This window comes from Bacillus sp. FSL K6-1218, assembly GCF_038006445.1.
GTDB lineage: Bacteria > Bacillota > Bacilli > Bacillales > Bacillaceae_G > Bacillus_A > Bacillus_A thuringiensis_S.
The window spans coordinates 89,395-113,547 of the sequence record NZ_JBBOVE010000003.1; the positions used below are offsets into that span (position 1 = coordinate 89,395).

Genomic DNA, 24,153 nt, shown 5'->3' on the forward strand with positions numbered 1-24,153 from the left:
ATTATACTGAAAGTTAAAGGAGAAGACAAAAATGACAAAAAAGCCTTATAAAGTAATGGCTTTATCCGCATTAATAACGGTAATGGCAGCAGGTAGTATCATGCCAACATATGCTTCTGCAGCGGAGAGCACGGCAAAATCAACTCCTATTCACGCTAAAACAGGTACAACGGGCGATTACCCGGATTATTCATTAGGACCAGAGGGTCTTAAAGAGGCAATAACAAATACAGGGTCAAATGCTTTAGTAATGGACCTTTATGCTTTAACAATCATTAAACAAGCAAATGCTGATTTCAATGGGCTCAATTCAATTGATACATCTTTACGAACGAAAATAATTAATGATCAAAATATTGCCAGAATAAATGCAGGGCAATGGTTAGATAAACTTAAACCGCAAATGATTTCAACGAATCAAAATATTATTAATTATAATACTAAATTTCAAAATTACTATGATACGTTAATAACAGCTGTAAACAATAAGGACAAGGAAACATTATCAAATGGACTTACAAGGCTAAATAATGATGTTGTAGCAAATAAGGCGGAAGTGGACGAATTATTAGGAGAACTGCGAGAATTCCGAAAGAAAATGGCAACAGATACGCAAAACTTTAAACAAGATGCAACTCAAATAACGTCTATTTTAGCAAGTCAAGATGCTGGAATTCCGCTGTTGCAAAATCAACTCACAACGTATCATGCTACAATTGCTGAATATAATAAACTGCTTATTGCCTCAGCAGTTGCAACGGCTCTAGGTCCACTTGCTATTATAGGTGGAGCAGTTCTAATTGGTACTGGTTTAGGAGCTAAACTAGGAGTGGTGTTCATTGTAGGTGGTTTAGGAGCAACAGCAGGAGGTGTAGCAGGAATTGTTATAGCAAAGCAAGAGATGGATAAGGCTCAGGAAGAGATTAAGAATATAACAGGACAAATAACCCAGGCTCAATTAGAAGTAGCTGGTTTAACAAATCTAAAAGAGCAAACTGAATCCTTAACAGAGACTATTGATATAGCAATTACTGCACTACAAAATCTTTCAACCAAATGGGATGTAATCGGATCAAAATATAAATCTTTACTTAAAAATATTGCAGTTATCGACCCTAACGATCTATTTTTCATAAAAGAGGATCTCGATGTGGCTAAAGATAGTTGGAAAGAAGTTAGAGATACTGCTGCAAATCTTTATGAAACTGATATTAAATTAGTAGATACAGAATAATCAATTGATTTTATGTGATAAGGGTTCCCTGTTCAAACTTGAGCAGGGAACTATCTCAATGCTCACTAAAAGATACGAATTCTTAAAAAGCGTAGGTGGGATAATATGAATAAGAAATTGTACAAGAAATTCTTATTATCAATGATGATTGCTGGAATGGCAACAAGTAATATAGTACCACTTCATACTTTCGCGGCAGAACAAAAAGTCCATACAACTATATCGCAAGAAACCATTCATAATTATTCACTTGGTCCTGAGGGATTTCAAGATGTACTAGCACCAGCAATGTCTAATGTACTTGTTATGGATTCATATGCCAAAACAATACGTAATCAACAAGAGACAGACCTTAGTGGTATAAGTTCCCTTAATAGTTATTTACGAGCAAACATGTTGAAGCACCAGGACGATGCAAAAAAAAACGCGACCTATTGGTTAGAAAATCTTAAACCACGTATTATGAATACGAATCAAAACATTGTAGATTATAATGATACATTTCAAACACACTATAGTATTTTACTAGCTGCAATAGATCAAAAAGATACTGAAAAATTGAAAACTGAGCTCGAAAAATTGTATCAAAGTATATTGACTAATAAAAGTGAAGTTAACGAGCTATTGGAACAGCTGAAAACATTCCGAAATAAAATGACAGCAGATACGCAAAACTTTAAACAAGATACAAATCAATTAACGACTATTTTAGCTAGTACAACTGCAGGTATTCCCTATTTAGAACAGCGAATTAATGGGTATAATGAGTCTATCAAAAAAAGCAATGATCAAATTATTGCAGGTTCAGTACTTTGCGCGACATTAATAACGTGTATCATTGGTGGACCGCTGATTGCAACAGCAAAAAGTAATATTGCATCTGCTGAGCGAGAAATAGAAATTTTAAAAGCACAAATTTCTGGGGCACAAGCAGAAATAGCTATTATAACTGATGCAAAAGATAAGACTACGAATATGGCGGAATCAATTGACACAGCTATTAATTCTATACAGAAAATGTCTAATAGTTGGGATACTGTAGCAGCAAAATATAATAATTTAGTAAAAAATATCACATTTATTACCCCAGAAGAATTTGCTTTTATAAAAGCAGACCTTAATACAGCAAAAGATAGCTGGCAAGATCTTAAGAATTATGCTGATAAATTATATGAAGCGGTAAAAACTGCGGAGAAAGAAGAACAGGATCTTATGGAGCGACTTCGTCCGTCAAGTGTTCGATATTTCTACAGATCGATAGACAATGCTTGTACATTTGAAATAAAAACGGGAGCAAATGCACCAAATGCGTCTTATAAAGTTGTGAATTTAACAAAACGGACTACGCATAATATGTGGAGCGGAGGACCAAATACAGGCATGTGGGTTGACCGTCTTCCATTAAACTTAAAAGACCAATATGCGGTAATAGCAACGGTCAATGGAATGGAGTATGTCGTATATAAAGAAGTAGGAGAAAACATTCCTGGAGCTAATTTGAATGGTACCTATCAATTATTTTCTGCGTTAAATAATAGTAGCGTTATAGATCTGAATCAATCAACGAATAATGTTACCTTATGGAGCAATAACGGCAGTAATAATCAAAAATGGAAGTTAGTATATGATTCAAATAAAAAGGCCTATCAAATTAAAAGTGTAACAAATGAAAATTTAATATTAGCTTGGAATGACTATCAAGGTTCTGACAATGTTTTTGCTACACCTAACCAATACTATGAAGAGCATTATTGGTTAGTTGAAGATGCAGGAAATGGATATATTTATTTAAAAAACAAGAAAAACTCTAGGGTTTTAGATGTAACTGGTTCTGGTACTAAAAATGGAACAAATGTTATAGTATATCCATTTACAGCTAGTAATAATCAAAAATTTAAATTACAGAGATTATATTAAATTATAAGATTCTGGTGCAAAAAAATTTCATCTTGAATTTCAATTGTTGTAAAATAGGGCATCTCTCCTGCTTCGGAAAGATGCCTCTTTTCTATTCTAACGAATATTGGGGTACACCCCATGCCCATCGAGGGGTCCCCATATCAAAAAAAGAAAATTTTACATTAAGAAAATTTTCCCGTTAAATAAGGGTTATTTGGCACTGGAAAATCAATATTTTTGAAAATGTCAATTGGAATATTTCTCTCACCAATAAGAAAAGTAAATAACAGTTTGTAAAGGTATACCTTTAAGGACATAACCTTAAGCCTTATAAAATCAAGGTTTGTCACGTTTATAAACATGCTACGAAACATTTATAAACATTTACTAAGTCCCCATGACCTTTATAAATTCCTTAGCATACAATTTTCTAAAATGATATGGTGACCCCTTATCGGACATTTGCTTCAAAGTTTCGATTGCACGTTCTACTTGTTTTTCTTGAATTTCAATTATTTTTACGTCCCTCCATTAAGTTGATAGCTTGTCCTTGCGGTTTATCAAAAACCACTTTTAATACTTGAAATAACATTGATGACATTTGTAGCATCTCGTTTTGTTCATTTGTTAATGCTACTGGATATAGCATTCCATCCTTGCAATACATTCGAATTACGCGGCCTTTCGTTTCCACATTCCCCCTTTACTAGGAAAATTTGATATGATATAATAACAGCTCATAGTCTTTCGACTTTTCGAGAAACGCCCTGTCTCCCAACTGGGCGTTTTTTCATTTTTAATAGCCAAACCGTCTTAGAAAGAAAGCGGTTTTTTATTTGGTTTTGATAATTTCTAACTATCCTGTTAAAATGTAATTACCGTTGTGTTACAACCGGCCTGTGCTTCTGTACGGGCTTTTTTTGATGCTATTTTTAGCTAGCGGATGCATTGTGCTCACCCTTTCTGATACTTTCACGCATCGGAATATCCAGGAACAGTTGCATTGATGGGGGGCACCTGCCACAGTAGGTTTTATTTTTTGCAAATATTCAGACAATTAAGAAGTTATCTTTATTTGTAAATTTGTGGTATTATTAGTTTGTAAGGTCGCCAATTCGACCTTACCTTTAAAAAATGAGCCTTGAGTTTCACATTCAAGGCTCATTTTTTATTTAGCTAGAGTGATATACTTGTATGTTTCCTCAATCTTATCTGTGCTGTCATGTACACATCTAGCTCTTAAATCTTTTATGATCCACAAAATTTTCTTTCGTTCGTATTCATCTCGCTGCTGTTTATTCATAGCCTTACCACCATTTATCTATTTGGTACAATGTTTATATCAACTAAGATAGAAGGTAACACTATGGATAAGAAAGAAATTGCAAAAGATTAAACAATTGCTTTTTTCCAAAACAAGTCAGGTTCAATCCGTTCCGTTGATGACGCTGTACTTGTATATGAAAAGTTCTACGAAGCTGTGCATAGATTAGCTTCAGTTGTTAGTTACAAAGATATATTGCCTGAAGATTACATCTGCAATGAAAAATAACTTTCTGTAAGAGTCGAAGACGAAACTTCAGTTCTTAACTATTTGGGTATCTTTTCCCATCCCCAAAAAAAGGGGATAAGATTAATTCATACGAAATTTAAACATAGTGTCAAAAAGTGTACTTTGTGACATAGCTAAAAATTTGGAAGGAGTTATGATGCGATTGCTAAAGAACTAAGAATGCCAAGAAAAGAGAATCCATTTGGGTTCTCTTTTTCTTTTAAATTTGAGTCCTTAACCTCAAATTTAAAATACGCATTAATAATTGTAATAATTTAACATAAAAAGTCACCTTAACATACAGCAAATACAAAAAAAATCGGATATAATATCCGGTCTTTACTTATTATTGATTAACTGGATTTTCACAATATTTCTTTGCAATTGCACTTGCCATATCAATTGCCCTTTGTAGAGTAGCTTGTTTAGAACTAAAATCATAAGCCTCAAATCCAAATTCTTCATAAATTTCAAAGGAGATGCTTGTTACAAGTCTATACTTTGAAGGGATAGCTTCATTATCAATTGTTAAATGGAAATCATAACGATCATCAAAACATAATAGTTCAACTTTGAATGTATTATGTGTGCTTGCTTGGCGAAATTGATAATACTCAACTGGATATAAATAATCACCTTCATTTTTGTAGTTAAAGTCTTTAAAAAAAATGATAATCAACGCCCCTCGTGTGTTTTTTTGAATGTTCCCTATTTTTATCATAAACTCTTACCAATTACAAAGTACAGAGTTATTAGATTTATTATTTATAGGCGTTTCAAAAACGATTGTTTTTGATAAATCTAAAATGAACAAAATTTAATCTTTATAAATCGCTTATCTATGTTATCAAAACTATTGTCAAAATCAAATTAACTTTAATTACCCTTTATGATAAAATCATCTTGTAAAGGTTAGGTGATTTCATGAATTCATACATTTATGGCTATGCAAGGGTAAGTACCCAACAACTAGATTTGATTCGTCAACTAGACATGCTTCAAAATTATAACTGTACTGAAATTTTAACTGAAAAAATAACAGGTACGAAAAGTGATCGTCCAGAGCTTACTCGATTAAAAGATAAAATTAGACCTGGTGATACATTAGTTGTTGAAAGCTTTTCTAGATTAGGAAGAAGTACCAAAGATTTAATTGAACTTGTTGATTATTTTGAGAATAAGGGAGTTAAGCTAATTAGTATTAAAGAACAATTTAATACTAATACACCTCAAGGAAAATTGATGTTAACAGTATTTCAAGCATTTAGCCAGTTTGAAAGAGACTTAATTGCTCAACGTACTAAAGAAGGGCTTGAAAGTGCAAGAGCAAGGGGAAGAGTAGGTGGACGCCCTCGTGTTAAGGATAGTTTCATTCAGAGAGCATTGAAGTTATATGATTCTAAAGAATATAGCATCCAAGAAATTGTAAACATGACAGGTATTAGTCAAGCTACACTCTACCGATATATACGAAAAAATAAGCAAACCGAAAAAGGTGAACAAACTAAAGAACAAACAGCCATTATTCGCATGTTGTTACGTGTGGAAAATAATAATAAATTTGTACAAAGAAAGGGGAAAGTTCGAAAGAATATCGAATCCTTTCTCATATCACAATACAATATGGAACAACGTTCAGGAGAATATATATTTTATGTTCCTTACAAAACAATTTCAGATTTAGAAAAAAAGGTAGATAGCATAATTCGTGAAATTGATTTTGAAGCGGATTTACACAACTGTTTTACGGAGTTAGATGTGTACTGTGATGAATTGGAGCTACAATGGTAAAAGTGGCATTTGCTTATATAAAGAATTACATTATAAAATAATAAGAAGAAAAGAAAGACAGGGAGAGGAAACCCATGTCCACAAAATTAGTAAATTTACGAATTGATTTCGCTTTTAAACAGTTATTCGGAACGAAGGGAAACGAAGAAATTTTAACTGGATTTCTAAACGCTATCCTAGAAGAATCTTTAGATGCACCTATCGCATCACTACAACTAGAAGATCCACATCTTCATAAATCTTATGAAGATGATAAGTTATCCATATTAGACTTATTAGCAACATTAGACAACGGAACGCAAGTGAATATAGAGATACAACTTCGCAATACACATGATATGGTGAAGCGATCTTTATATTACTGGAGTAAACTCTATACATCCCAAATGCAAGAGGGGATGCCCTATCGTTCACTTCGGAAAACAATTACCATTAACCTATTAGATTTTATATTATTCTCCCAGGATGATTCATTTCATACCATAGGACAATTATGGAATCCAAAAAAGCAACAGATACTAAGTGATGATATTGAAATTCATTTTGTAGAAATTCCAAAATTGGTCAAACAATGGCGTGAAGAAAAAGTAAATCCATGGGAAAATGCATTTGTTCGCTGGATGTTATTACTACCAGCACATGAAGATGAACATTTAACTCAAACATTGGAGGAGATTGCGATGAATCAAGATCCAATTTTACAAAAGGCAATGAATAAATGGGAAAATATGAGCCATGACTCCTCATTCCGAACAGCTTATGAAGCTCGTGAAAAGTTACTTCTAGATGAGCAAGCTAAGCTAGCACATGCTCGTGAAGAGGGGAAAATTCAATTAATTCGTGGTATGCACAAAAATGGCATGCCTTTAGAAGACATTGCAAAATTCACAGGTCTAAGTATAGAAGAAATACGAAAACTCCTATTATAATACGTATTATTACAAAAACTTTGCGATATTTTTCGCAAAGTTTTTTATTTAATCCTTTAAACATCAACTCCCCAAAAATTTCCTTTTTTATGCAGTTTACTTTTAATTTATATTAGTGTGATTTTTAAAATAAGTTGTACCGTTTATAAAAAGTTTGATTAAAAATCCTATATAATGCCTCACCATACATGCCCATCAACTTAAGGAATGTAAACACCCCCCAAAAACAAAAAAATGAGCTGACCTCTCAAAATAACTAACTGTAGAGAAAGAAAATTTTCATTTAGGGGATGCTTTCAAACCTTAGCTTGATGGCGATGTGGTGCTACCCCGTATAGTGTAGCCTTGGAATAAAGTTGGATTAAATTAACTTAATAAACCCTGATAAAAGATGCAAATAGAAAAAGTTTGATAATTTTTGCGATCCTTACTCAATTAATGCGCCCTTTGGCTGAAGAAGGGCCCATCAGTTTATCACTGATTTTTCTTTTCTAATTTTAATTGATTAACAATGTAAGATACTAATGTAATTAACGGATTAATAATAGTCTTAGATGTTTTATACTCAACTTGCTGAGATGCATCAACCATAGATAATTGAGCAACGGAGATAACTTTCTTTGTATCTTTAATGATTTGATTTAAGAACTTTGCAATTTCTTGGTCGTATTCTTCTTTTAGTCCTTGCATTATCAATTCAAAAGTACTATTTATAACAATAACCTCTAAATCTAAAGATTTTTGATGATTATTAGCATGATGTTTAAGGCGTTCTACCGTACCTTCAACAGTTGCAGGATTTGTAAAAAGAATGGTCTGAGGCTGCTGTATATTGCAGAGGTAATCAAAGAATGGTTCATCAATTTTAATAATTGGCACTGAAATTGAGAGTTGGTCTTCCTGTAAAATTGCAATATAGTTTGTGCAAGTAATAAGGATAGCATCAACATTACATTGGGCAATCCATTCTATTTGCTCTTTAACTTTAAATTGAGCATCTGATTCTTGAAAATTTTCATTTAATGTAACTCGATACATTAAAGCTGGGTCAACAAAATGTATTAATTCAATGTTAAATAGGGAAAATGCGTTTTCTATATATTCTATATTTGAATAATGGGCGTGTAAGCACCCTAATCTTTTTCTCAATTCCATTCCACCTCTATTATATTTCTGCTTATTCTATCAGTATGCGCATCCAAATGTCTATCAAAATTGAGATTGAGACCTTTCCTCTTATTCCACAATATGGTCCTTTAGTGCAGGAACTTTATTGCTATTCAACGATTCCTTAATCCGCCTTTCAGTACAGATCTTCTATTCACTATAAAAACATCACAATTTTTTTATAAACGTCGCGACTTTATTCAAAACATCGCATCTTTTTTAAAAACATCGTGACTTTATTTACAAGCGGCATATAGACATATTTTTCAACCGCTTCCTGTACGTTAAGGGACTCGTTATTTTTTTTACAGTTTTTTATTATGAAATTCTAAATAACTAATTATAATAGGTGAAAAAACGATCAATAGTTGGGTTACGGAAAGGATTCGAAATTACATTCTTTCTCAATACATATTATGGATAAATAAAGTAAAATATGGGTTGGGGTTATGTCTCATGTTGTGTTAATCCTAACAATAACTAAGGGTACATAATATGCTTTCATACCTTTGAATAATTTTGTTATAGGAGGGATGGATATTTAACTGGCTCAAATTGTTGGTATTGATAGATACCTTTGTACTGGGGCTTTATCTATATGCGTGAGGGCCTTTCCCTAAGTCTTGTCAGGAAGTAAGGAACAGTAGGCAAACACTTATACAATATGAATAGAGGAGAGGAATGCCTTATGAAAATACGTAGTCAAATTACATGTGCAAGTCTGGCCCTTTTAATAGCTGGAAGTTCCCTGTTATATGCAACACCAACCTCAATTGTAAAAGCAGAGCCCACGCAAAATGTATCTAGTTCGTTACAAACAAATACTCAACGAGATCGTAATTCCGTCAAGCAAGCAATGCGGGATACATTGCAACTTGGATACCCAGGGATACTTGCTAAAACTTCTGAGGGTGGAAAAACGTGGGGGTATGCCGCTGGAATAGCGGATCTGAGAACCAAGAAACCGATGAAAACAGATTTTCGCTTTCGCATTGGGAGTGTGACGAAGACGTTCACTGCAACAGTTGTACTTCAATTAGCTGGAGAGAATCGCCTGAATCTAAACGACTACATCGAAGACTGGTTGCCTGGTGTCATTCAAGGAAATGGATATGATGGTAACAAGATTACTATCCGGCATATATTGAACCATACAAGTGGTATCGCTGAATACTCAAGGTCAAAAGACGCTGATTTTACGGATACAAAAAAATCGTATACGGCTGAAGAGTTAGTGAAGATGGGGATTTCTCTACCCCCAGACTTTGAACCAGGAAAGGGCTGGTCTTATTCAAACACAGGATACGTATTACTGGGTATGCTTATTGAAAAAGTAACCAAAAACAGCTATGCGGAAGAGATTGAAAATCGGATTATTGAGCCACTTGAATTGTCGAATACATTCCTACCTGGGAATTCAAGTGTTATTCCAGGCACCAACCATGCCCGTGGATATGACCAACCAGACAGAGCAAGTGAGCTAAAAGACGTTACTTATTATAACCCAAGTGCAGGTAGCTCTGCTGGAGATATGATTTCTACTGCTGACGACTTAAACAAATTCTTCTCTTACTTGCTCGGTGGCAAATTACTGAAGGAACAGCAACTAAAACAAATGCTTACTACAGTTCCTACAGGAAAAGAAGGAATCGATGGATATGGTCTTGGAATCTATGAAACTAAGCTTCCAAGCGGTGTCTCAATATGGGGACACTCAGGTGGCATCCTAGGGTTTACAACTCTAGTTGGAGGTACACTTGGAGGCAATCATACGTTGGTCGTCAATTGGAATAGTTTGGGTAGAACTGGCAGTCCTAATCCTTTTAAAAATATTTTACTTGCTGAATTTAGCAAGTAGGAAAAAAGGAAAAATTTATCGTAGTTTTCATAGTTAAAAATATAATTTTCTGTTTCAAAAGCCCCAACTTATTTTCAAAAAAAATAAGTTGGGGCTTTTTTTGTTTTGGTGGCGTTTATTCTTCTTAAGTTGACGGCCATGTAAGGTGACCCCCTATTATAAATAGTATGACATTAATTTTTCTGTTTATTTATATAATTTATAATTGCATTATATAAAAATTCAGCTAAGTCTTCATTACTAAATTGATTTATGTAATTTTTAAATCGATTATCAAATTTATACGCATTTGCAATACATGTCAACATTTCAGAATCACATACAATAGATTGTTCGAGATAACTTTTCCACTCTACAATTAATTGCTGTACTTCATCGGAAGTAGGTGATTGATTAATATAGGAAGCAATTTTTCTAAACACTCTTTCCATTTTTTGTTCGAATTCATGAAATAAGTTCGCTTTTTCATTAGGGGAGAGATTTTTCAATTTCTCCTCAAATTCTTTGTATTTTTCTGTTTCCCCATAGATGAATTTCGCTTCATGAGTATATTGTTCTTGTAATGATAAAATGGATGAATTATTAAAAATATTTAAGTTGTAAATATCCTTTCCTGATACATACTCATCTACCGCAGTAATAACTGCTTCTAAACGTTGTTTTTTTGACAATAAAGTTTGGTTATGCTTCTTTAATAATTGTTGCTGTTCTTCTCTCGTAAGCTTCAATACATTCGCAATTTCCTTTAGAGAAAATTCCATTTCCTTAAAAAATAGAATCGTTTGAAGCTGTGCTAAACTGTTCCTATCATAGAGTCGATAACCATTATCTGTTAAGTAAATTGGCTTTAATAGATTTATTTTATCATAATATTGTAAGGTTCTTTTGGTTATGCCTGTAATTTGGACAATATCTTTAACCGTTAATAATTGTTTCTTCATCCCAAAATCCTTTTATTTCATCTAGTATTAAATTGGCAGGAATTATTGTGGCTTCAAAGATGTTTTTTCCTGTTTTTTCTAAATAGTATTTGATTAAATAATATCCACAGGCATAACCAGCAGCATAAGGCATATTGACTGGTATATAGTTTTGAAGTTTTGCTAATTCATCACCATAAAGATACGGTGCAATTTTATCAAATCCTGTTAATTGTAATTGTTCCTTGAGCACGGGTTTAATACGTCTATTAAGCATTTCCATAGTTGTTTTCGATACCCAAGGTCCAAGTAGATCTTCCCCAAAAATAGAAGTAGCAAAGTTTTCTGCTAAACCCTCACTAACAATTAATTCACCTAAAGTAACCGTATGGTCCCACTGAATAAATTGATATCGAACATTATGATTACATTCATGTGCTAAAGCAGCCTTCATTCGAGGTATTGTGTATTCATTTGGCACAAATGTACACAAAATATAGCCAGGGATACCTCCATCACCACTATATCCTTCATTTAACATTAATGAAGGGCTATTTGGATCCCCTAATAGAATCGTGAATAAGTAATCAGATACACGAAGGTTCACATCATGCTCTCTAAATAAATGAAGGCTTTTCCTAACAGCTTCTTTACACTCAGACCAAAAAGAATCAGACGAAATCAATTCTAATTCTGGTGTAATCTCATTTGTAATCTGATTAGGAGAAATGCTCATTATATTATTCAATGTAATAACATCAAAGCCATTTTGCTCCTCAGCTTTAAAAGGAACATATTGAATTTCCCATTTCCCCATAAACGGAGCCAACATTTCTTGTCTGTATAATTCAACCTTTTCCTCTTTTGGAGCTTGTAAAATTTTTCGATATATTTTATCGGACCGTAATGATTTTATATTCATTTCTTTCACTCCTTATTTAATATAGTTAAAATTATGCACTATGACGTTGCGTTATAGTCAAGTGGGTTAACTAAAAATATAGCAAGAGAATGGGATTATATGTTTTTTGAAATATATTAATAGGACACTTTCATTTGTAATTACCTTAGCTTAGTTTGGATGTTGAATGTATTTGAAAATGTCTCCAAAGCCGAATTTTAAACAACCTTATTGGGGCCCACCACACATCCATTAAGCTATGCTATTGAAATACCCCCTTGCTATCAAGTTAAAAAATCTGTTGTTCTCCAAAACGATAAAAATAAACTTTGGTTCTATAAAAACACAAAATTTCCATTTAGGGGGTACTTTAAAATCTTAGCTTGATAGCCATGGGGTACCCCCACATCGCTATCAAGCTAAGATTATACAAGGTCAAGTATAGTAGAATTATTTCTTTTTTCTAAAATCCAGGCTTAGAGAATTTAAAGATTTGCATGCAAAATAAACCCTATCGGGTTTCATTTTTTGAATTAGGCCGCTTGATCTTCAGAATTGGTATAATTGTAAACGACACCTAATATATCAAAGATTGTTTTCTTCTCGTATCGATGAGATTTTCGCCCATTTTGCTGTAGGAGGTTGAACAGGCGAATGAGAATCTTTGATAGTTCTTGGGTGTCTTTCTGTATGGCTTGATAAATAAGAAGAAAGTAATCTTTAATCATATATATGGCCTTATATTCACTCAGTTCTCGTTTCTTTTTCATAAGAAGTAATTGACGCATTTGAAACATCGTAGAAGAACAGAGTATTTAACAAAAAGCTTGAATCCCCAAAAACAAATCTTTACATTTAATTTTTTCTTTCTAACCTTTGTTGCTTTCATAATTTAAATATCCTCCTTTTTGATAGCTGCATAGCGCCATAAAAGCCTACTTTGCGTATTATAAGAATTTCCCCCTCAGATTCTAAGAGTAATTTTTCAAAAAGATATATTTTTTTTGAAATAAATAATTTATACGAATGATTTCGTGTGATTTCCAATCTACCTATTCCGACAAAACCTAGCAAAGACTTTGCGAGCTTCGTCGATGGATTTTAAGAGGTATTAAACCTTGGATATGGAATTTTGCTTATAGGAGGTGGTGTAGCGCTATGTCAGAAGCAGAAGTAATATATACCAGCAGTGAGGTCTATAGCCGTTTAGGGGTAAGTGGCAGCACACTTAGAAAGTATTCGGATGTCCTTGAACGTGAAGGGTATGATGTAAGAAAAAATAGTCGGGGGAGAAGGGAATATACAGAGTTTGATATTGTACTTATTGAACAGTTAGTGGAGTTGAGTAAGCAAGATGGGATGACTTTAGAGAAAGCTGCAAAAATGATTGCAAAGCAGTTTGGAATCGCTAATAAGAAAGAGGAATCCCAGGGTACTGATCCAATCCCCTATCAAATGCAATATCAATTTCAACAACAATATAGCGCTATGATAGAAGAGATTAATAAGGTGCAGCAAGCAAATCTAATAGAAATGGAAAAGAGATTAAGTGATCGCATAGATCAACGGAATACATTAATTGAGGACGATATGAGAAATCGTAAGGAACATGAAGAAAGGATAGAAAAGAGCTTGGAGCTAAGGGATGATAATCTTATGAAGATGGTCAGAGAGATTCAAGAAGCAAAACGTACTATTGTATTAGCCCAGGAAGAAATAGCAGCAGCAAAAAGGAAATCATGGTGGAAGTTTTGGAAATAGTAATGTATATTTCTATGAAATTTGGATAAACTAATAATAGGTAACAGATAAAGTGTTTAGTAGTTAATAGATAAAATAGGGGGCTTACATTTATGGCAATCAATGCACAAACAGTAAAGCAATACTATCAATCTAATTTGGATGAAGCACTAAAAAAAGCAAGTGAGATTCTTAGAGATGCAATAGGGGAGTCTAATTTTAATGGTCTTGTAGGAGGAAAGAATAAAACGTATGGTGTCGATATCAAAGAACATGATACACCAGAAAGTTACGTTAAAGCATGGATAGATGGTCATGAAAGGGTATACGAAAAAGATAGAAATTTAAAGCTATCATTTACTAAATATGATAGCTCATCTTACAAAATTCAAGCACTATTAGAGGATAAATTTTTGAGAGGCTTTATTGAGTGTTACTTGATAAAATCATATTTTAAAAATAGATAAAAATGTAAGAATAAGTGCACACACCATAAAGATATTTAATTGAAATATAAAATTAAAAAGATGATAAAAATTAAAACCTGAAAAGATTTCTATGTTAATTTCATTTAAGAGGTCTATTAGCTCATATTTACGTTTTTTTAACTTCTTAGTGAAATTGTATTAGATGGAGTTTTATATACTGTTAAAAACAAAAATAAAAAGCCGTTTTTTTAGAAGAAGCTTTAAAAATATTAATATACGATAGAATATAGTAAATTTATTCATAATTTGGTACTTTTTATATCGGGATTTATATTTTGTGCAATTGACATGCCAATCTTTGGGTGCTGTGTTAGGAGCTAGCTTTTTACTAACAGCGTGTAGTAGTGAAAAGAAAGAAAATATAGCAAAGGCAACTGACGGTGAATCTATGAACGTAATGAAAAACGTGTTTGAGGGTTGGTATACGCAGGGGGAAGGAAATAAGCCAATACCAGCAGTAGCGAAATCGTATGATGTGAGTGAAGATAAAAAACATACACATTCCATCTAAGGGATTCAAAATGGTCAAATGGTACACCTGTAACAGCAGAAGACTTCGTATTCTCTTGGAAAAGAGCTGTGAATCCTGATACAGCGGCGGAATATGCATTTTATTCTTTAATATTAAGAATGCAAAGAAAATTAATAGTAAAGAGTTACCTGTAGATCAGCTAGGGATATAAAAGCAATAGATGATAAAACATTAGAAATACAATTAGAACAGCCTGTTCCTTACTTTATAGATTTGACAACGTTTGCAACAGAACCTTACCAATTGAAGCAAATGCGAGTAGTTAATTAATAGTAAATTGCGTAGTGATACTATCGGTAAGGGAAGTAATATTTACATAATTCTCGATTTTCCATAAAACAACAACAATAAGGTTCTGATGCAAAAATAAATTTTAAATTTAGTATTTTATATAGATATTTGATGTTATCAACGAAACCTGAATTTCTTATTAATAATTAGCTTTCGTTGATGTGGGTACAGTACGAAAAGCTACAATTAGCCAAATAATATTGATAATTAATCCCGCTATACAAAAACTTAGGGGTCCTAGTAAGTTAGGAATGATTTGTTCTGATTTATTCATAAATAAAATGACTCCAAGTATAGAGAAATCTATCATTAATCCAAAACCACAAAAAACTGCCATGATATATTTCATGGAATTGGCTCCAGCTATATAAGAAGATAAAGGTACAATATAAAGTACTAGAATAATACCTATTGAAGACCACATACCAATGCTACCAAATTTATTAGCTTTAGGCCCTGAATCTGCAAGTGGTGAAAGAGAAGAAGCTATCAATAAAGAACAAAAGAGTACTGCAGATATTAACGTTACTATGATAATCCATTTTTTTTGTGACATAATATTTATCATTCCTTTCAAAATTTTCTAATCATTACTCCCTTATATTTTGATTATACACGTAGCACTTAAGTAATGGAGCTAAAAATTCAAAAATATTCATCAAGTGTAAGATTAATCCATAAATTATACTTTTTAATCTTTAATACTTTTAATATATAAGGATGGAAAAAAACTTTTTTACTGTAGATTTTTTTATTGAGGAAGATGAAAAGACATATTCATTACATTCGAAAAATGATTACTATAAAATTAAATAAATTAAGGGGCTATGTACAAAGACATAGACCCTTAATAGAATTAACAAACTGCAACACTAATTGTGCTAATTACTTTACAGTTGATACTCACAGAAGAGCCTGCACGTAATTGAATATCTTTATCAGATGCTAACGTTTGAAGAGATATTTGACCAATCTTGTTTTCAGCAAAAGATAAATCTCCAAGCGATGTAAGGCATACCAGACATAAAAACACCTCCAAATAATGATGATTATATAATATATGTATATAGACATAGACCCTAAAAGGAATTAGCAAACCGCAATACTAATCGTGCTAATTACCTTACAGTTGATACTCACAGAAGAGCCCGCACGTAATTGAATATCTTTATCAGACGCTAACGTTTGAAGAGATAATACTTGATTCATTTAAATCACTTCCTTTCAATATGATTTTTTTCCCTTCAGGGTTATTATACGAAGGAAATAGTTTTGAAATCTCTGGAATTGGTAACCAAGAAAAACCACGTGAAGAGACTTCATGAAGAGCTAGAAGCATACCACTTGCTCCTGAAAAAATGTCTCCCGATAATCTATAATTAAAATCTCCAGGAATAAAGAATTTACCTTCATCCTCAAGTAAATAAAGATTCATTGTTTCTATTGCTCTGTTAATATATGAATCTTCATCTTGCAAACTAAATTCAACATCAATTGCATTTGCAGTAACAATTAGGCCTGATAGTCCACGGAATAGCCCAGGACTATAAAAACACTTAGAGGCTGACATCTCTCCAATTGCTAAAAGTTCTTCATGCCAGTCCTTATTTTTTAACAGGTGTCTCAATTCAATCATAGCGAGACCAATCCCTGCACTTCCCCCAGCAAGATAAGGTACAAACCTTGAGTTATCTCTTACTTGATATACTCCTGTTTCTTCAAGGACACATTGTCCAGTATCTTTTTCAATAGCACGAATAGATAAATTTAGCCAATGTTCATTTTCAGTAATCCAATACAATGTACTAAATAACAATGATGCTCCTGACCATCCATCAATAAGGCCAATTGGAATTGCATCAAGATCATCAGGCCTTATTACAACATCACGATTAAGAAGTTCTTCTAATTGATAACCGATTCCCAATGCTTTTTCAAAAAGTGATTCAAAACCAGGTAAAGTTGATGCTGATAATAACGATAAGCCGATTCCTGATAATCCAGTTCTAAGAGATACATCTTCAGAGTCGATTTGATTCGGAATCGAATCGTATACCTTTTTCGCTTCTGTGATCATTCCAATTTCATAAAGCACACCAGCAATTCCAGCTTTCCCATTGAAAAGTCCATTATCAAGATTATCAATATATTCAGCACTACTAAACTTCACAGCCCATTCCCTTGCTTTTTGAGGTAATATTCCAGTACGAGCTAGTGCCATTATTACTCCAAAGCCGCCCGTCTGAATATTGAGTAACCCGTTAGACTCATATTGACGAATATCTCCTGGTAAGAGCCTATCACCTTCTCTAAGGTCGGAAACAATCCCTTTTCTAAGACTTGAAATTACTTGTGGTAAATCATTTTTATCAAAATATTTCTTTGGTGAAGATAGAATACTATCTATTGGTTTAGCCTCACGTTTTTCACATTCAACCTCAATCTCTTTAATGATTTTTAATGCTTCCTCACCAAAATATTTAGATATCCATTTATCATGTGTCTGAAGTATACTTTCGGCCATGTCTTGGACTGGTCCAATAGGAAGAAAAACATTTCTAACTATACGTAATAGTGCAAACCAATCAGCTTGTTCTCTATTAGATTTTACCGATCCCGTAAACCCAGGAGTCATTAAACCAGAATGTTTAGTATCTGTAATATCGCTTGCGGATTCAAAATCTATTAACCTAACTTCATTTGTAGTAGTAACCATAACATTAGAGGGTTGCAAGTCTCCCATACCAATACCACGAGAATGTATGTCTTCTATTGCTTTTTTGAGCTGTTTTAAAATGCCAACAGCCTTTTCACAAAATTCTTTGGAATCTTGATTTCTAGAGAATGGATAATATGCTGCCAACCATGTATTAAGTGTAGATCCCGGGATATATTCCTCGACAACAAATGTATGCTCCCACTCTTGGAAAATTTCTTGATATTGAACAACACATTCAATACCTTTTAAACGTTCAAGAATTTTAGCCTCATGCTTTAGGCGTTCCACCGCATCTCTACCTTGTCCATCAAGGCCTGCTCCTGGTCTTCCTTCTTTTAAAACAATTTCTTTCCCAGAATCCCTATCCTCAGCTAAATATACGCCTCCACCATTACTAAAATGTAGTGCTGATTTAATATTATAATTACTCAGTTTGGATTCTTCTAACATCGTTTCTTCTTGGGTCTTGGTCATTTCTTTTATTACTTGTGGCTCTTCAACAAAATCTGGAACAATGTATGATGCACCACGAGAATCAGGAATATATTCACCTGATGGAGTCTTAATAGCTAGTACCTTAGATGCACCATCCTCCACATACATTTCTGCAAATGCTCCATATCGGAAGTAAACATTACCATCCAACCATCTCTTATCGCTAAGTATATATGGACCGTTTTTTAAATCTTTTAGTATATGGTGCAAACTATCTAAAAGGAACACAAATTGCTCCTCATTTAATGGATAGATTGTAATAAATTTACCAGAGCTTCCTCTATCACCATATTTAGAATTTTTAAGTATTAATTCCCAAAGATTTGATACATGCTTGAAAGTGACAGAATGCTCAAAAAGGAAAGCTGAAACTAAATCCAAAGTTTTTTGTGCTTCGCTTGAGGCTGCACTAATATGAATTTTCCAACCTTGAATAGGTAAAATAACATCTGGTCTTAAATAATAAGTCCAATGATCATCTGATCTTGTTTCCCATAATTCAGGAAGAGATGGAAGGTTTAACTTTGAATCCTCTGCCTTTACTTTCGGAGGCTCATAATACCTTTCATTAGGAATAACATATCTTATATAGCGCATATCCATTTTGATTACCTCCATTGATTAATGTGAAAAATAATGTAAATTATATTAATAAATCAAAATATTAACCTTACTGACTACTATAATTATTTAGGCAGCAGAATTAACTATTAATTAAATAGATTCTATGGGTTTTTGATGCATACTAATTTAAATGCTTAATTATTATTGTTGTCCTGGTAGACATGTAAATACACTAATAGTACTTTTCTCTTTACAAACAAGGCTTAAATTTGAAGTAAGTCCTCCTTGCACTGTAGTTTTTTTCATTTCCTGTAATCCAAGTACTTTTGACATTTGCTTATTATAAGACATCTTTTATCCCCCTTTCTTATTAGTTTTAAATTTTGTAATGGATTTAAGAACCAAAATTATCACTAATTGTGGCTTAAGCTATAATTAGTTTAATATTTATGTACTAAAACTCTTGGGTCAGCTGATAAACAGCCTGATGCTACTTGATATGCAGCTTCAATTGTCTCACCCCAATAAGGTCCCCAAAGTGTATTCTTTACAGATTTCATTGAAAGGCTTGAAACAGAATTCTGTACATATACTCCTTTGTGTTTTGTTATCCAGGGTCCTCCAGACATCCCACTTTTCCCCTTACAGCTTATTCCTTGTAATGAAGAGTTTTTAAATCTATCCCTTTGTGCTACCCCTTGATTAATTAAAGGTTTTTTAGCAGGAAATAATCGGTTTTGAAATCCACAAACCCAATAATCTAAGTTCCGAGATATATTAAATGCAGCAGGAACAGCATATTTATAATAATTACTATTTGCTTCAAACCTTGATTCAAGAACGAGGAATCCAGTATCGTATTCAACTGCACCTTGTTCGGCCCACACTCTCGGAATAGTAGCTAAAACAGGTTTAAAAGAAATGCAAAAGTCTTTCCCTTCTACATATGGTAAAAATGCAATCTGTTCATAAAAACTCTGAGCTTCCCAATCGTATATACAATGTGCTGCAGTTGCAATTAGTGGAATATGGGGGGACTTAATAATATTACCGCTGCCTAGTGATCGTTTTCCATTTACCCAAAATTCTACCTTTCCTAAACATGACAATAACGATTTCTCGTTGTCACTTAGTCTACTACCAAGAAACACCACCATTCCATTTCCCCCTAAACATCATGTTAAAAATAAATATAACTAACTGAATAAATACCAAATAAATAATTGTTTTAAGGTAAAATCAAATCCTGTTAAACAATTTAGAAATATATTACATAAATTAAATATATTTCCATTCAAAGGAAACTATATAATTGTATATTAAGTTTGTCAATATTTAATTTTGTTAGAATATAATTATTAGAAAAATAAAATGTGATTGTTGATTATTTTCTTTAAATTCTAACTAATCTTAATACAAAGTTAACTTTATAAGTTTATATTAAAATTGTCAAGTAATGGTTTATATACAAAAAGATAGAAGATAAATACAAAAAATAGTAAGATCGGATACTTGAAAATTCCTTTTATGAATGGATAAATTTTCTATAGCCAATCTTACTATTAACTTAAATAACTAAATTTTTTCAATATAGGCAATCTGAAAATAAAGCATTTCTTTTATTTAATCCAAGAAACAACTTATTACTTGGGTTTTTTATCAAATGTATTAAATTACGTTGCTAATTCTAGAGTTAACTGTTGTTCTACTAATTCTTTATAAAGAGGGTGTGTTGCTAATAATTTTTTATGAGTACCTGCCCCAGTCACCACTCCACCTTCTAGCATTATTAATTGATCTGCTTGCCGTACTGTTGCCAAACGATGGGCAATAACGAATGTTGTCCTGTCTTTCATTAATTTTTCTAATGCTTCTTGTACAAGTCTTTCGGAGGTACTATCAAGATGTGCTGTTGCTTCGTCTAACAATAAAATTTTTGGATTGCGAATCATTGCACGCGCAATCGCTAAACGTTGACGTTGCCCACCCGATAAGCGAATTCCTCTTTCTCCTACTTCTGTTTCAAGTTGATCCGGTAATGAGTCAATAAACTCCTCTAAATTTGCGTGAACAATCGCCTTTCTAATCTGTTCTACTGGGACGTTCTCTAAGCCATATGTTAAATTTGAACGAATTGTTCCTGACATCATTGGTGAATCTTGTGACACATAAGCTATTTTTTTTCGCCATTCAACTAACTGCATGTTGTGAATAGATTTCCCCTTATATGTAATATCTCCCTCATTCGGGTTATAAAAGCGCTCAAGTAGTGAAAACAACGTTGTTTTTCCAGCACCACTTGGTCCAACAATAGCTGTCATCTGTCCTATTTTTGCTTGAAAAGAAACTGATTTTAAAATAGATTTTTCCTTCGAATAGGCAAACGAGATATTTTGAAATGACAACGTATCATCTGTACGGCCTAAGTCATCTGATGTACACATATCTGGTTCTGATTCTGCTAATAGAATTTGATTTAACCGTTCACTTGCCCCCAAAGCTTTTTGAAACTGTGTAAATAAACTAGCTAATTGTGAGAAAGGAACTGAAATCTGGAATAGATAAAAAATAATCGCGACAAGTGCACCTGCTGAAAGTGTTCCTGCAGCAACACGAGTACTACCATAACCAAAAATAACAACAAGTAAAAGTAACATTACACTCATTGTTAATGGCTGAATAATAGCCATAATTTTAGCCTCTTTTATCCCAAAACGAAAAAGTTTTGTCATTCTCTTTAATCCTATTTGTTCTTCATACTTTTCTGCTAATGATGACTTAACAAGACGAATATCAGTTAATACTCGACCTAAATCACTTTGAAATGATGCAGTTTCATCTTGAAGAGAGCGAGATACCTTATACATACTCTTCCCCAGTGGCGCTATTACAAGACCAGCTAAAGGAATAACCACAATCATCATAAGTGTTATTTTCCAGTCAATTGATATTAATAGAATTACGGAACCAATAATCGAAATAATCCCTGATATAAAGGGAATCAATTGTCCTGTTATAAACTCTTTTATAATCAATGTATCATTAGTCATGCGACTCATTGTTTCTCCAGATGGATGGCGATCAAAAAACGAAATAGGTAAATGTAATATTTGTTGCCACGTTTTCTCACGCAAAGCTAGTACAACACTTTGCCCTACAAAATTCATGGTATACAACGCTAAGCCTGACATAATTAATTGTGTGACAAAAACACAAATTAAAACGGCAATTATTTTAGTACTTATCTGATCTAAAGTCATTCCATCTATAAACTTCTTTGTTACCAATGGAACCGCTAAAGACAAACATGTCTCAATAATAACAAGTACCATTGCCAGTATAAGTAACCATTTCGCTGGCATGAAAATTTTAATCATGCTCCAAAATTTTTTTATTCCTAATGTGCTTTTCATATTATTGGTCACTCTTTTATCCTCCTTATACAATGTCTTTTTTAAATCAATTATCATTACCAAATAAATACAATACTTAGCAATTAAAATATAACAGTATATGGTTATTTTTGCACTTAAATTTTTTAGTAATTCTGATAATTACCGACAAATAGATTATTTTACTGTTTTTTTAACAAAAACCAATAGTTGACAAACTCTATATGTCATTATATGGTTATTTTGCGCTATTTTTTTGAATTCAGGTAATTTGTTTAAATTAACATTTTTTCTATTTTCTTAAATTAAAACCAACAGTTGACAAACTTCAAATTACATTATATGGTTATTCCGCGCTACTTTTTTGAATTCAGGTAATTTGTTTAAATTAACATTTTTTCTATTTTCTTAAATTAAAACCAGCAGTTGACAATTTTAATATAAAATTATATGGTTATTTCGCACTTAATTTTCTGAAATTCAGATAATTAATTATTAGAATTTTTCAACTCCCGTTTAATTCAAACCAATACTTGACAAGTTAAATATACAGGTATATGGTTATTGTTGCGTTGGTATATTTCAGAATATATTAAATTTTTAGTTAATAGTAATGATCTGCTTGAATTCAATTAAGATTTAGCGCTTAATTTTTACGATTAGTTATCTGAATGTTTAGTTTTCATTCTAATTCGTATTATTTTAAAAAATAAAATCGGAAAGTAGGATGCCAAATGTCTTACCATAAACAAATGTCAAAAGTACTTGAATTGCAGGGAATGGCAAAAACTGCAGCGCAAGGGGGACTTACTTCAAATTTAAGTTTTATTTGTAAAGAAAAAAGTACTATTAGTGTATTTACATGTCTACCAGGACAACAATAATAGATATTTTGCTTGAAACTAAAATCGAAAGGAAGATGAATGATGTCTTATAAAAATAAAATGTCCAATGTTTTAGATCTTCAGACTTTAGAAACAGGAAATTTATCTACAGCAAATAAATTATACTCAACAAATAGTTATTTTGGATGCCCAAATAATACAGTTGCAAGTACTGTTAGTATTATGGGTTGCTAGTATTGCTTACATTAAATTTATACTGAAAGGAGGTGATTTAAATGAATCAAGTATTATCTCTTCAAACGTTAGCGTCTGATAAAGATATTCAATTACGTGCAGGCTCTTCTATCAGTATTAACTGTAAAGTAGTTAGCACGATTAGTGTTGCGGTTTGCTAATTCTTCTTAGAATCTATATCTTTATACATAGACCTCTAAGTTATTTAGTTTCATAGCAATCATTTTTCAAATGTAATTAATGTTGCAAGTACTTTTAGTATTATGATTGCTAATATTGCTAAAAGGAGGTGATTTAAATGAATCAAGTATTATCTCTTCAAACGTTAGCGTCTGATAAAGATATTCAATTACGTGCAGGCTCTTCTATCAGTATTAACTGTAAAGTAGTTAGCACGATTAGTGTTGCGGTTTGCTAATTCCTCTTAGAATCTATATCTTTATACATAGACCTCTAAGTTATTTAGTTTCATAGCAATCATTTTTCAAATGTAATTAATGTTGCAAGTACTTTTAGTATTATGATTGCTAATATTGCTAAAAGGAGGTGATTTAAATGAATCAAGTATTATCTCTTCAAACGTTAGCGTCTGATAAAGATAT

Annotated in this window: 23 protein-coding genes and 3 pseudogenes; 12 read left to right on the forward strand and 14 right to left on the reverse strand. The window is 32.6% G+C overall.

Going from position 1 to position 24,153, the window contains the following annotated elements; translation table 11 throughout:
- Positions 1 to 31 precede the first annotated feature (31 nt).
- The 3 genes and pseudogenes from nheB to MHI26_RS30775 all read left to right on the forward strand — a co-directional run bounded on the left by nheB (position 32) and on the right by MHI26_RS30775 (position 3,151).
- Complete coding sequence (gene nheB, locus MHI26_RS30765) at positions 32 to 1,234, forward strand: non-hemolytic enterotoxin subunit B (protein WP_061667705.1); 1,203 nt, start codon at positions 32 to 34, stop codon at positions 1,232 to 1,234.
- A 105-nt stretch (positions 1,235 to 1,339) separates the two neighbouring features.
- Positions 1,340 to 2,416, forward strand: a pseudogene (nheC, locus tag MHI26_RS30770) (non-hemolytic enterotoxin subunit C); the annotation flags it as partial.
- A 264-nt stretch (positions 2,417 to 2,680) separates the two neighbouring features.
- Positions 2,681 to 3,151, forward strand: a complete 471-nt coding sequence (locus MHI26_RS30775; protein WP_225988082.1) for an RICIN domain-containing protein — start codon at positions 2,681 to 2,683, stop codon at positions 3,149 to 3,151.
- A gap of 490 nt (positions 3,152 to 3,641) precedes the next feature.
- Here MHI26_RS30775 and MHI26_RS30780 read toward each other — a convergent pair whose 3' ends face one another.
- The 3 genes from MHI26_RS30780 to MHI26_RS30790 all read right to left on the reverse strand — a co-directional run bounded on the left by MHI26_RS30780 (position 3,642) and on the right by MHI26_RS30790 (position 5,406).
- Complete coding sequence (locus MHI26_RS30780) at positions 3,642 to 3,827, reverse strand: hypothetical protein (RefSeq protein WP_061667707.1); 186 nt, start codon at positions 3,825 to 3,827, stop codon at positions 3,642 to 3,644.
- A gap of 474 nt (positions 3,828 to 4,301) precedes the next feature.
- Positions 4,302 to 4,436: a hypothetical protein gene (locus MHI26_RS30785; protein WP_255259159.1), complete on the reverse strand. Its 135-nt coding sequence runs from the start codon at positions 4,434 to 4,436 to the stop codon at positions 4,302 to 4,304.
- 595 nt (positions 4,437 to 5,031) lie between these two features.
- Positions 5,032 to 5,406 carry a hypothetical protein gene (locus MHI26_RS30790; protein ID WP_061667708.1) on the reverse strand — a complete coding sequence of 125 codons (375 nt, stop codon included), beginning with the start codon at positions 5,404 to 5,406 and terminating at the stop codon, positions 5,032 to 5,034.
- 203 nt (positions 5,407 to 5,609) lie between these two features.
- On the opposite strand from MHI26_RS30790, the gene MHI26_RS30795 reads away from it, so the two are divergent.
- Together MHI26_RS30795 and MHI26_RS30800 are read left to right on the forward strand one after the other, a co-directional pair.
- Entirely contained in the window at positions 5,610 to 6,476 is an 867-nt protein-coding gene (locus tag MHI26_RS30795; RefSeq protein WP_098291927.1) for a recombinase family protein, read from the forward strand.
- A 74-nt stretch (positions 6,477 to 6,550) separates the two neighbouring features.
- A complete protein-coding gene (locus MHI26_RS30800) occupies positions 6,551 to 7,405 on the forward strand; it encodes an Rpn family recombination-promoting nuclease/putative transposase (protein WP_061667709.1) in 855 nt (284 codons plus the stop codon).
- Between the two features lie 474 nt (positions 7,406 to 7,879).
- On the opposite strand, the gene MHI26_RS30805 is transcribed toward MHI26_RS30800, so the two are convergent.
- Positions 7,880 to 8,560 carry a hypothetical protein gene (locus MHI26_RS30805; protein ID WP_002001615.1) on the reverse strand — a complete coding sequence of 227 codons (681 nt, stop codon included), beginning with the start codon at positions 8,558 to 8,560 and terminating at the stop codon, positions 7,880 to 7,882.
- Between the two features lie 700 nt (positions 8,561 to 9,260).
- Between MHI26_RS30805 and MHI26_RS30810 the strand changes: the two genes are divergently transcribed.
- The gene (locus MHI26_RS30810; protein WP_061667710.1) at positions 9,261 to 10,430 is read left to right on the forward strand and encodes a serine hydrolase domain-containing protein; all 1,170 of its coding nucleotides are present in this window, start codon (positions 9,261 to 9,263) and stop codon (positions 10,428 to 10,430) included.
- 173 nt (positions 10,431 to 10,603) lie between these two features.
- Here the strand turns inward: MHI26_RS30810 and MHI26_RS30815 are convergent, their stop codons facing one another.
- From MHI26_RS30815 to MHI26_RS30825, 3 genes and pseudogenes are all read right to left on the reverse strand, one after another.
- Positions 10,604 to 11,371: a MerR family transcriptional regulator gene (locus tag MHI26_RS30815; protein WP_061667711.1), complete on the reverse strand. Its 768-nt coding sequence runs from the start codon at positions 11,369 to 11,371 to the stop codon at positions 10,604 to 10,606.
- On the reverse strand, positions 11,346 to 12,272 hold the full coding sequence (locus tag MHI26_RS30820; protein WP_061667712.1) for a DUF2268 domain-containing protein: 927 nt from the start codon (positions 12,270 to 12,272) through the stop codon (positions 11,346 to 11,348). Before MHI26_RS30820 ends, MHI26_RS30815 begins: the two co-directional genes overlap by 26 nt.
- Before the next feature lie 512 nt (positions 12,273 to 12,784).
- Positions 12,785 to 13,066: pseudogene (locus MHI26_RS30825) on the reverse strand (IS4 family transposase); the annotation flags it as partial.
- Positions 13,067 to 13,409: 343 nt separating this feature from the next.
- Here MHI26_RS30825 and MHI26_RS30830 point away from each other — a divergent pair.
- From MHI26_RS30830 to MHI26_RS30840, 3 genes and pseudogenes are all read left to right on the forward strand, one after another.
- Positions 13,410 to 14,012, forward strand: a complete 603-nt coding sequence (locus tag MHI26_RS30830) for a DUF3967 domain-containing protein (protein WP_061667323.1) — start codon at positions 13,410 to 13,412, stop codon at positions 14,010 to 14,012.
- Positions 14,013 to 14,104: 92 nt separating this feature from the next.
- Positions 14,105 to 14,458, forward strand: a complete 354-nt coding sequence (locus MHI26_RS30835) for a hypothetical protein (protein ID WP_061667325.1) — start codon at positions 14,105 to 14,107, stop codon at positions 14,456 to 14,458.
- 298 nt (positions 14,459 to 14,756) lie between these two features.
- Positions 14,757 to 15,242: pseudogene (locus tag MHI26_RS30840) on the forward strand (ABC transporter substrate-binding protein); the annotation flags it as partial.
- Between the two features lie 199 nt (positions 15,243 to 15,441).
- Here MHI26_RS30840 and MHI26_RS30845 read toward each other — a convergent pair.
- From MHI26_RS30845 to MHI26_RS30870, 7 genes are all read right to left on the reverse strand, one after another.
- Entirely contained in the window at positions 15,442 to 15,858 is a 417-nt protein-coding gene (locus MHI26_RS30845; RefSeq protein ID WP_223837313.1) for a DUF5391 family protein, read from the reverse strand.
- Positions 15,859 to 16,158: 300 nt separating this feature from the next.
- The gene (locus tag MHI26_RS31680) at positions 16,159 to 16,335 is read right to left on the reverse strand and encodes a class III lanthipeptide (protein ID WP_190322835.1); all 177 of its coding nucleotides are present in this window, start codon (positions 16,333 to 16,335) and stop codon (positions 16,159 to 16,161) included.
- Between the two features lie 56 nt (positions 16,336 to 16,391).
- Positions 16,392 to 16,511, reverse strand: coding sequence for a class III lanthipeptide (locus MHI26_RS30850; protein WP_190322717.1), 120 nt, complete (start codon positions 16,509 to 16,511; stop codon positions 16,392 to 16,394).
- Complete coding sequence (lanKC, locus tag MHI26_RS30855) at positions 16,474 to 19,119, reverse strand: class III lanthionine synthetase LanKC (RefSeq protein ID WP_098986934.1); 2,646 nt, start codon at positions 19,117 to 19,119, stop codon at positions 16,474 to 16,476. The genes MHI26_RS30850 and lanKC overlap by 38 nt, the downstream gene beginning before the upstream one ends.
- 162 nt (positions 19,120 to 19,281) lie before the next feature.
- Complete coding sequence (locus MHI26_RS30860) at positions 19,282 to 19,431, reverse strand: class III lanthipeptide (protein ID WP_120461549.1); 150 nt, start codon at positions 19,429 to 19,431, stop codon at positions 19,282 to 19,284.
- Between the two features lie 89 nt (positions 19,432 to 19,520).
- Positions 19,521 to 20,237: a trypsin-like serine peptidase gene (locus MHI26_RS30865; protein ID WP_061667330.1), complete on the reverse strand. Its 717-nt coding sequence runs from the start codon at positions 20,235 to 20,237 to the stop codon at positions 19,521 to 19,523.
- A 516-nt stretch (positions 20,238 to 20,753) separates the two neighbouring features.
- On the reverse strand, positions 20,754 to 22,505 hold the full coding sequence (locus MHI26_RS30870) for an ABC transporter ATP-binding protein (protein ID WP_336619308.1): 1,752 nt from the start codon (positions 22,503 to 22,505) through the stop codon (positions 20,754 to 20,756).
- A gap of 701 nt (positions 22,506 to 23,206) precedes the next feature.
- Between MHI26_RS30870 and MHI26_RS30875 the strand changes: the two genes are divergently transcribed.
- The 3 genes from MHI26_RS30875 to MHI26_RS30885 all read left to right on the forward strand — a co-directional run bounded on the left by MHI26_RS30875 (position 23,207) and on the right by MHI26_RS30885 (position 23,969).
- Entirely contained in the window at positions 23,207 to 23,356 is a 150-nt protein-coding gene (locus MHI26_RS30875; RefSeq protein WP_098472239.1) for a class III lanthipeptide, read from the forward strand.
- Between the two features lie 236 nt (positions 23,357 to 23,592).
- Positions 23,593 to 23,712 carry a class III lanthipeptide gene (locus tag MHI26_RS30880; protein ID WP_190322834.1) on the forward strand — a complete coding sequence of 40 codons (120 nt, stop codon included), beginning with the start codon at positions 23,593 to 23,595 and terminating at the stop codon, positions 23,710 to 23,712.
- A gap of 137 nt (positions 23,713 to 23,849) precedes the next feature.
- A complete protein-coding gene (locus MHI26_RS30885; protein ID WP_190322834.1) occupies positions 23,850 to 23,969 on the forward strand; it encodes a class III lanthipeptide in 120 nt (39 codons plus the stop codon).
- The last annotated feature ends 184 nt before the right edge of the window (positions 23,970 to 24,153 follow it).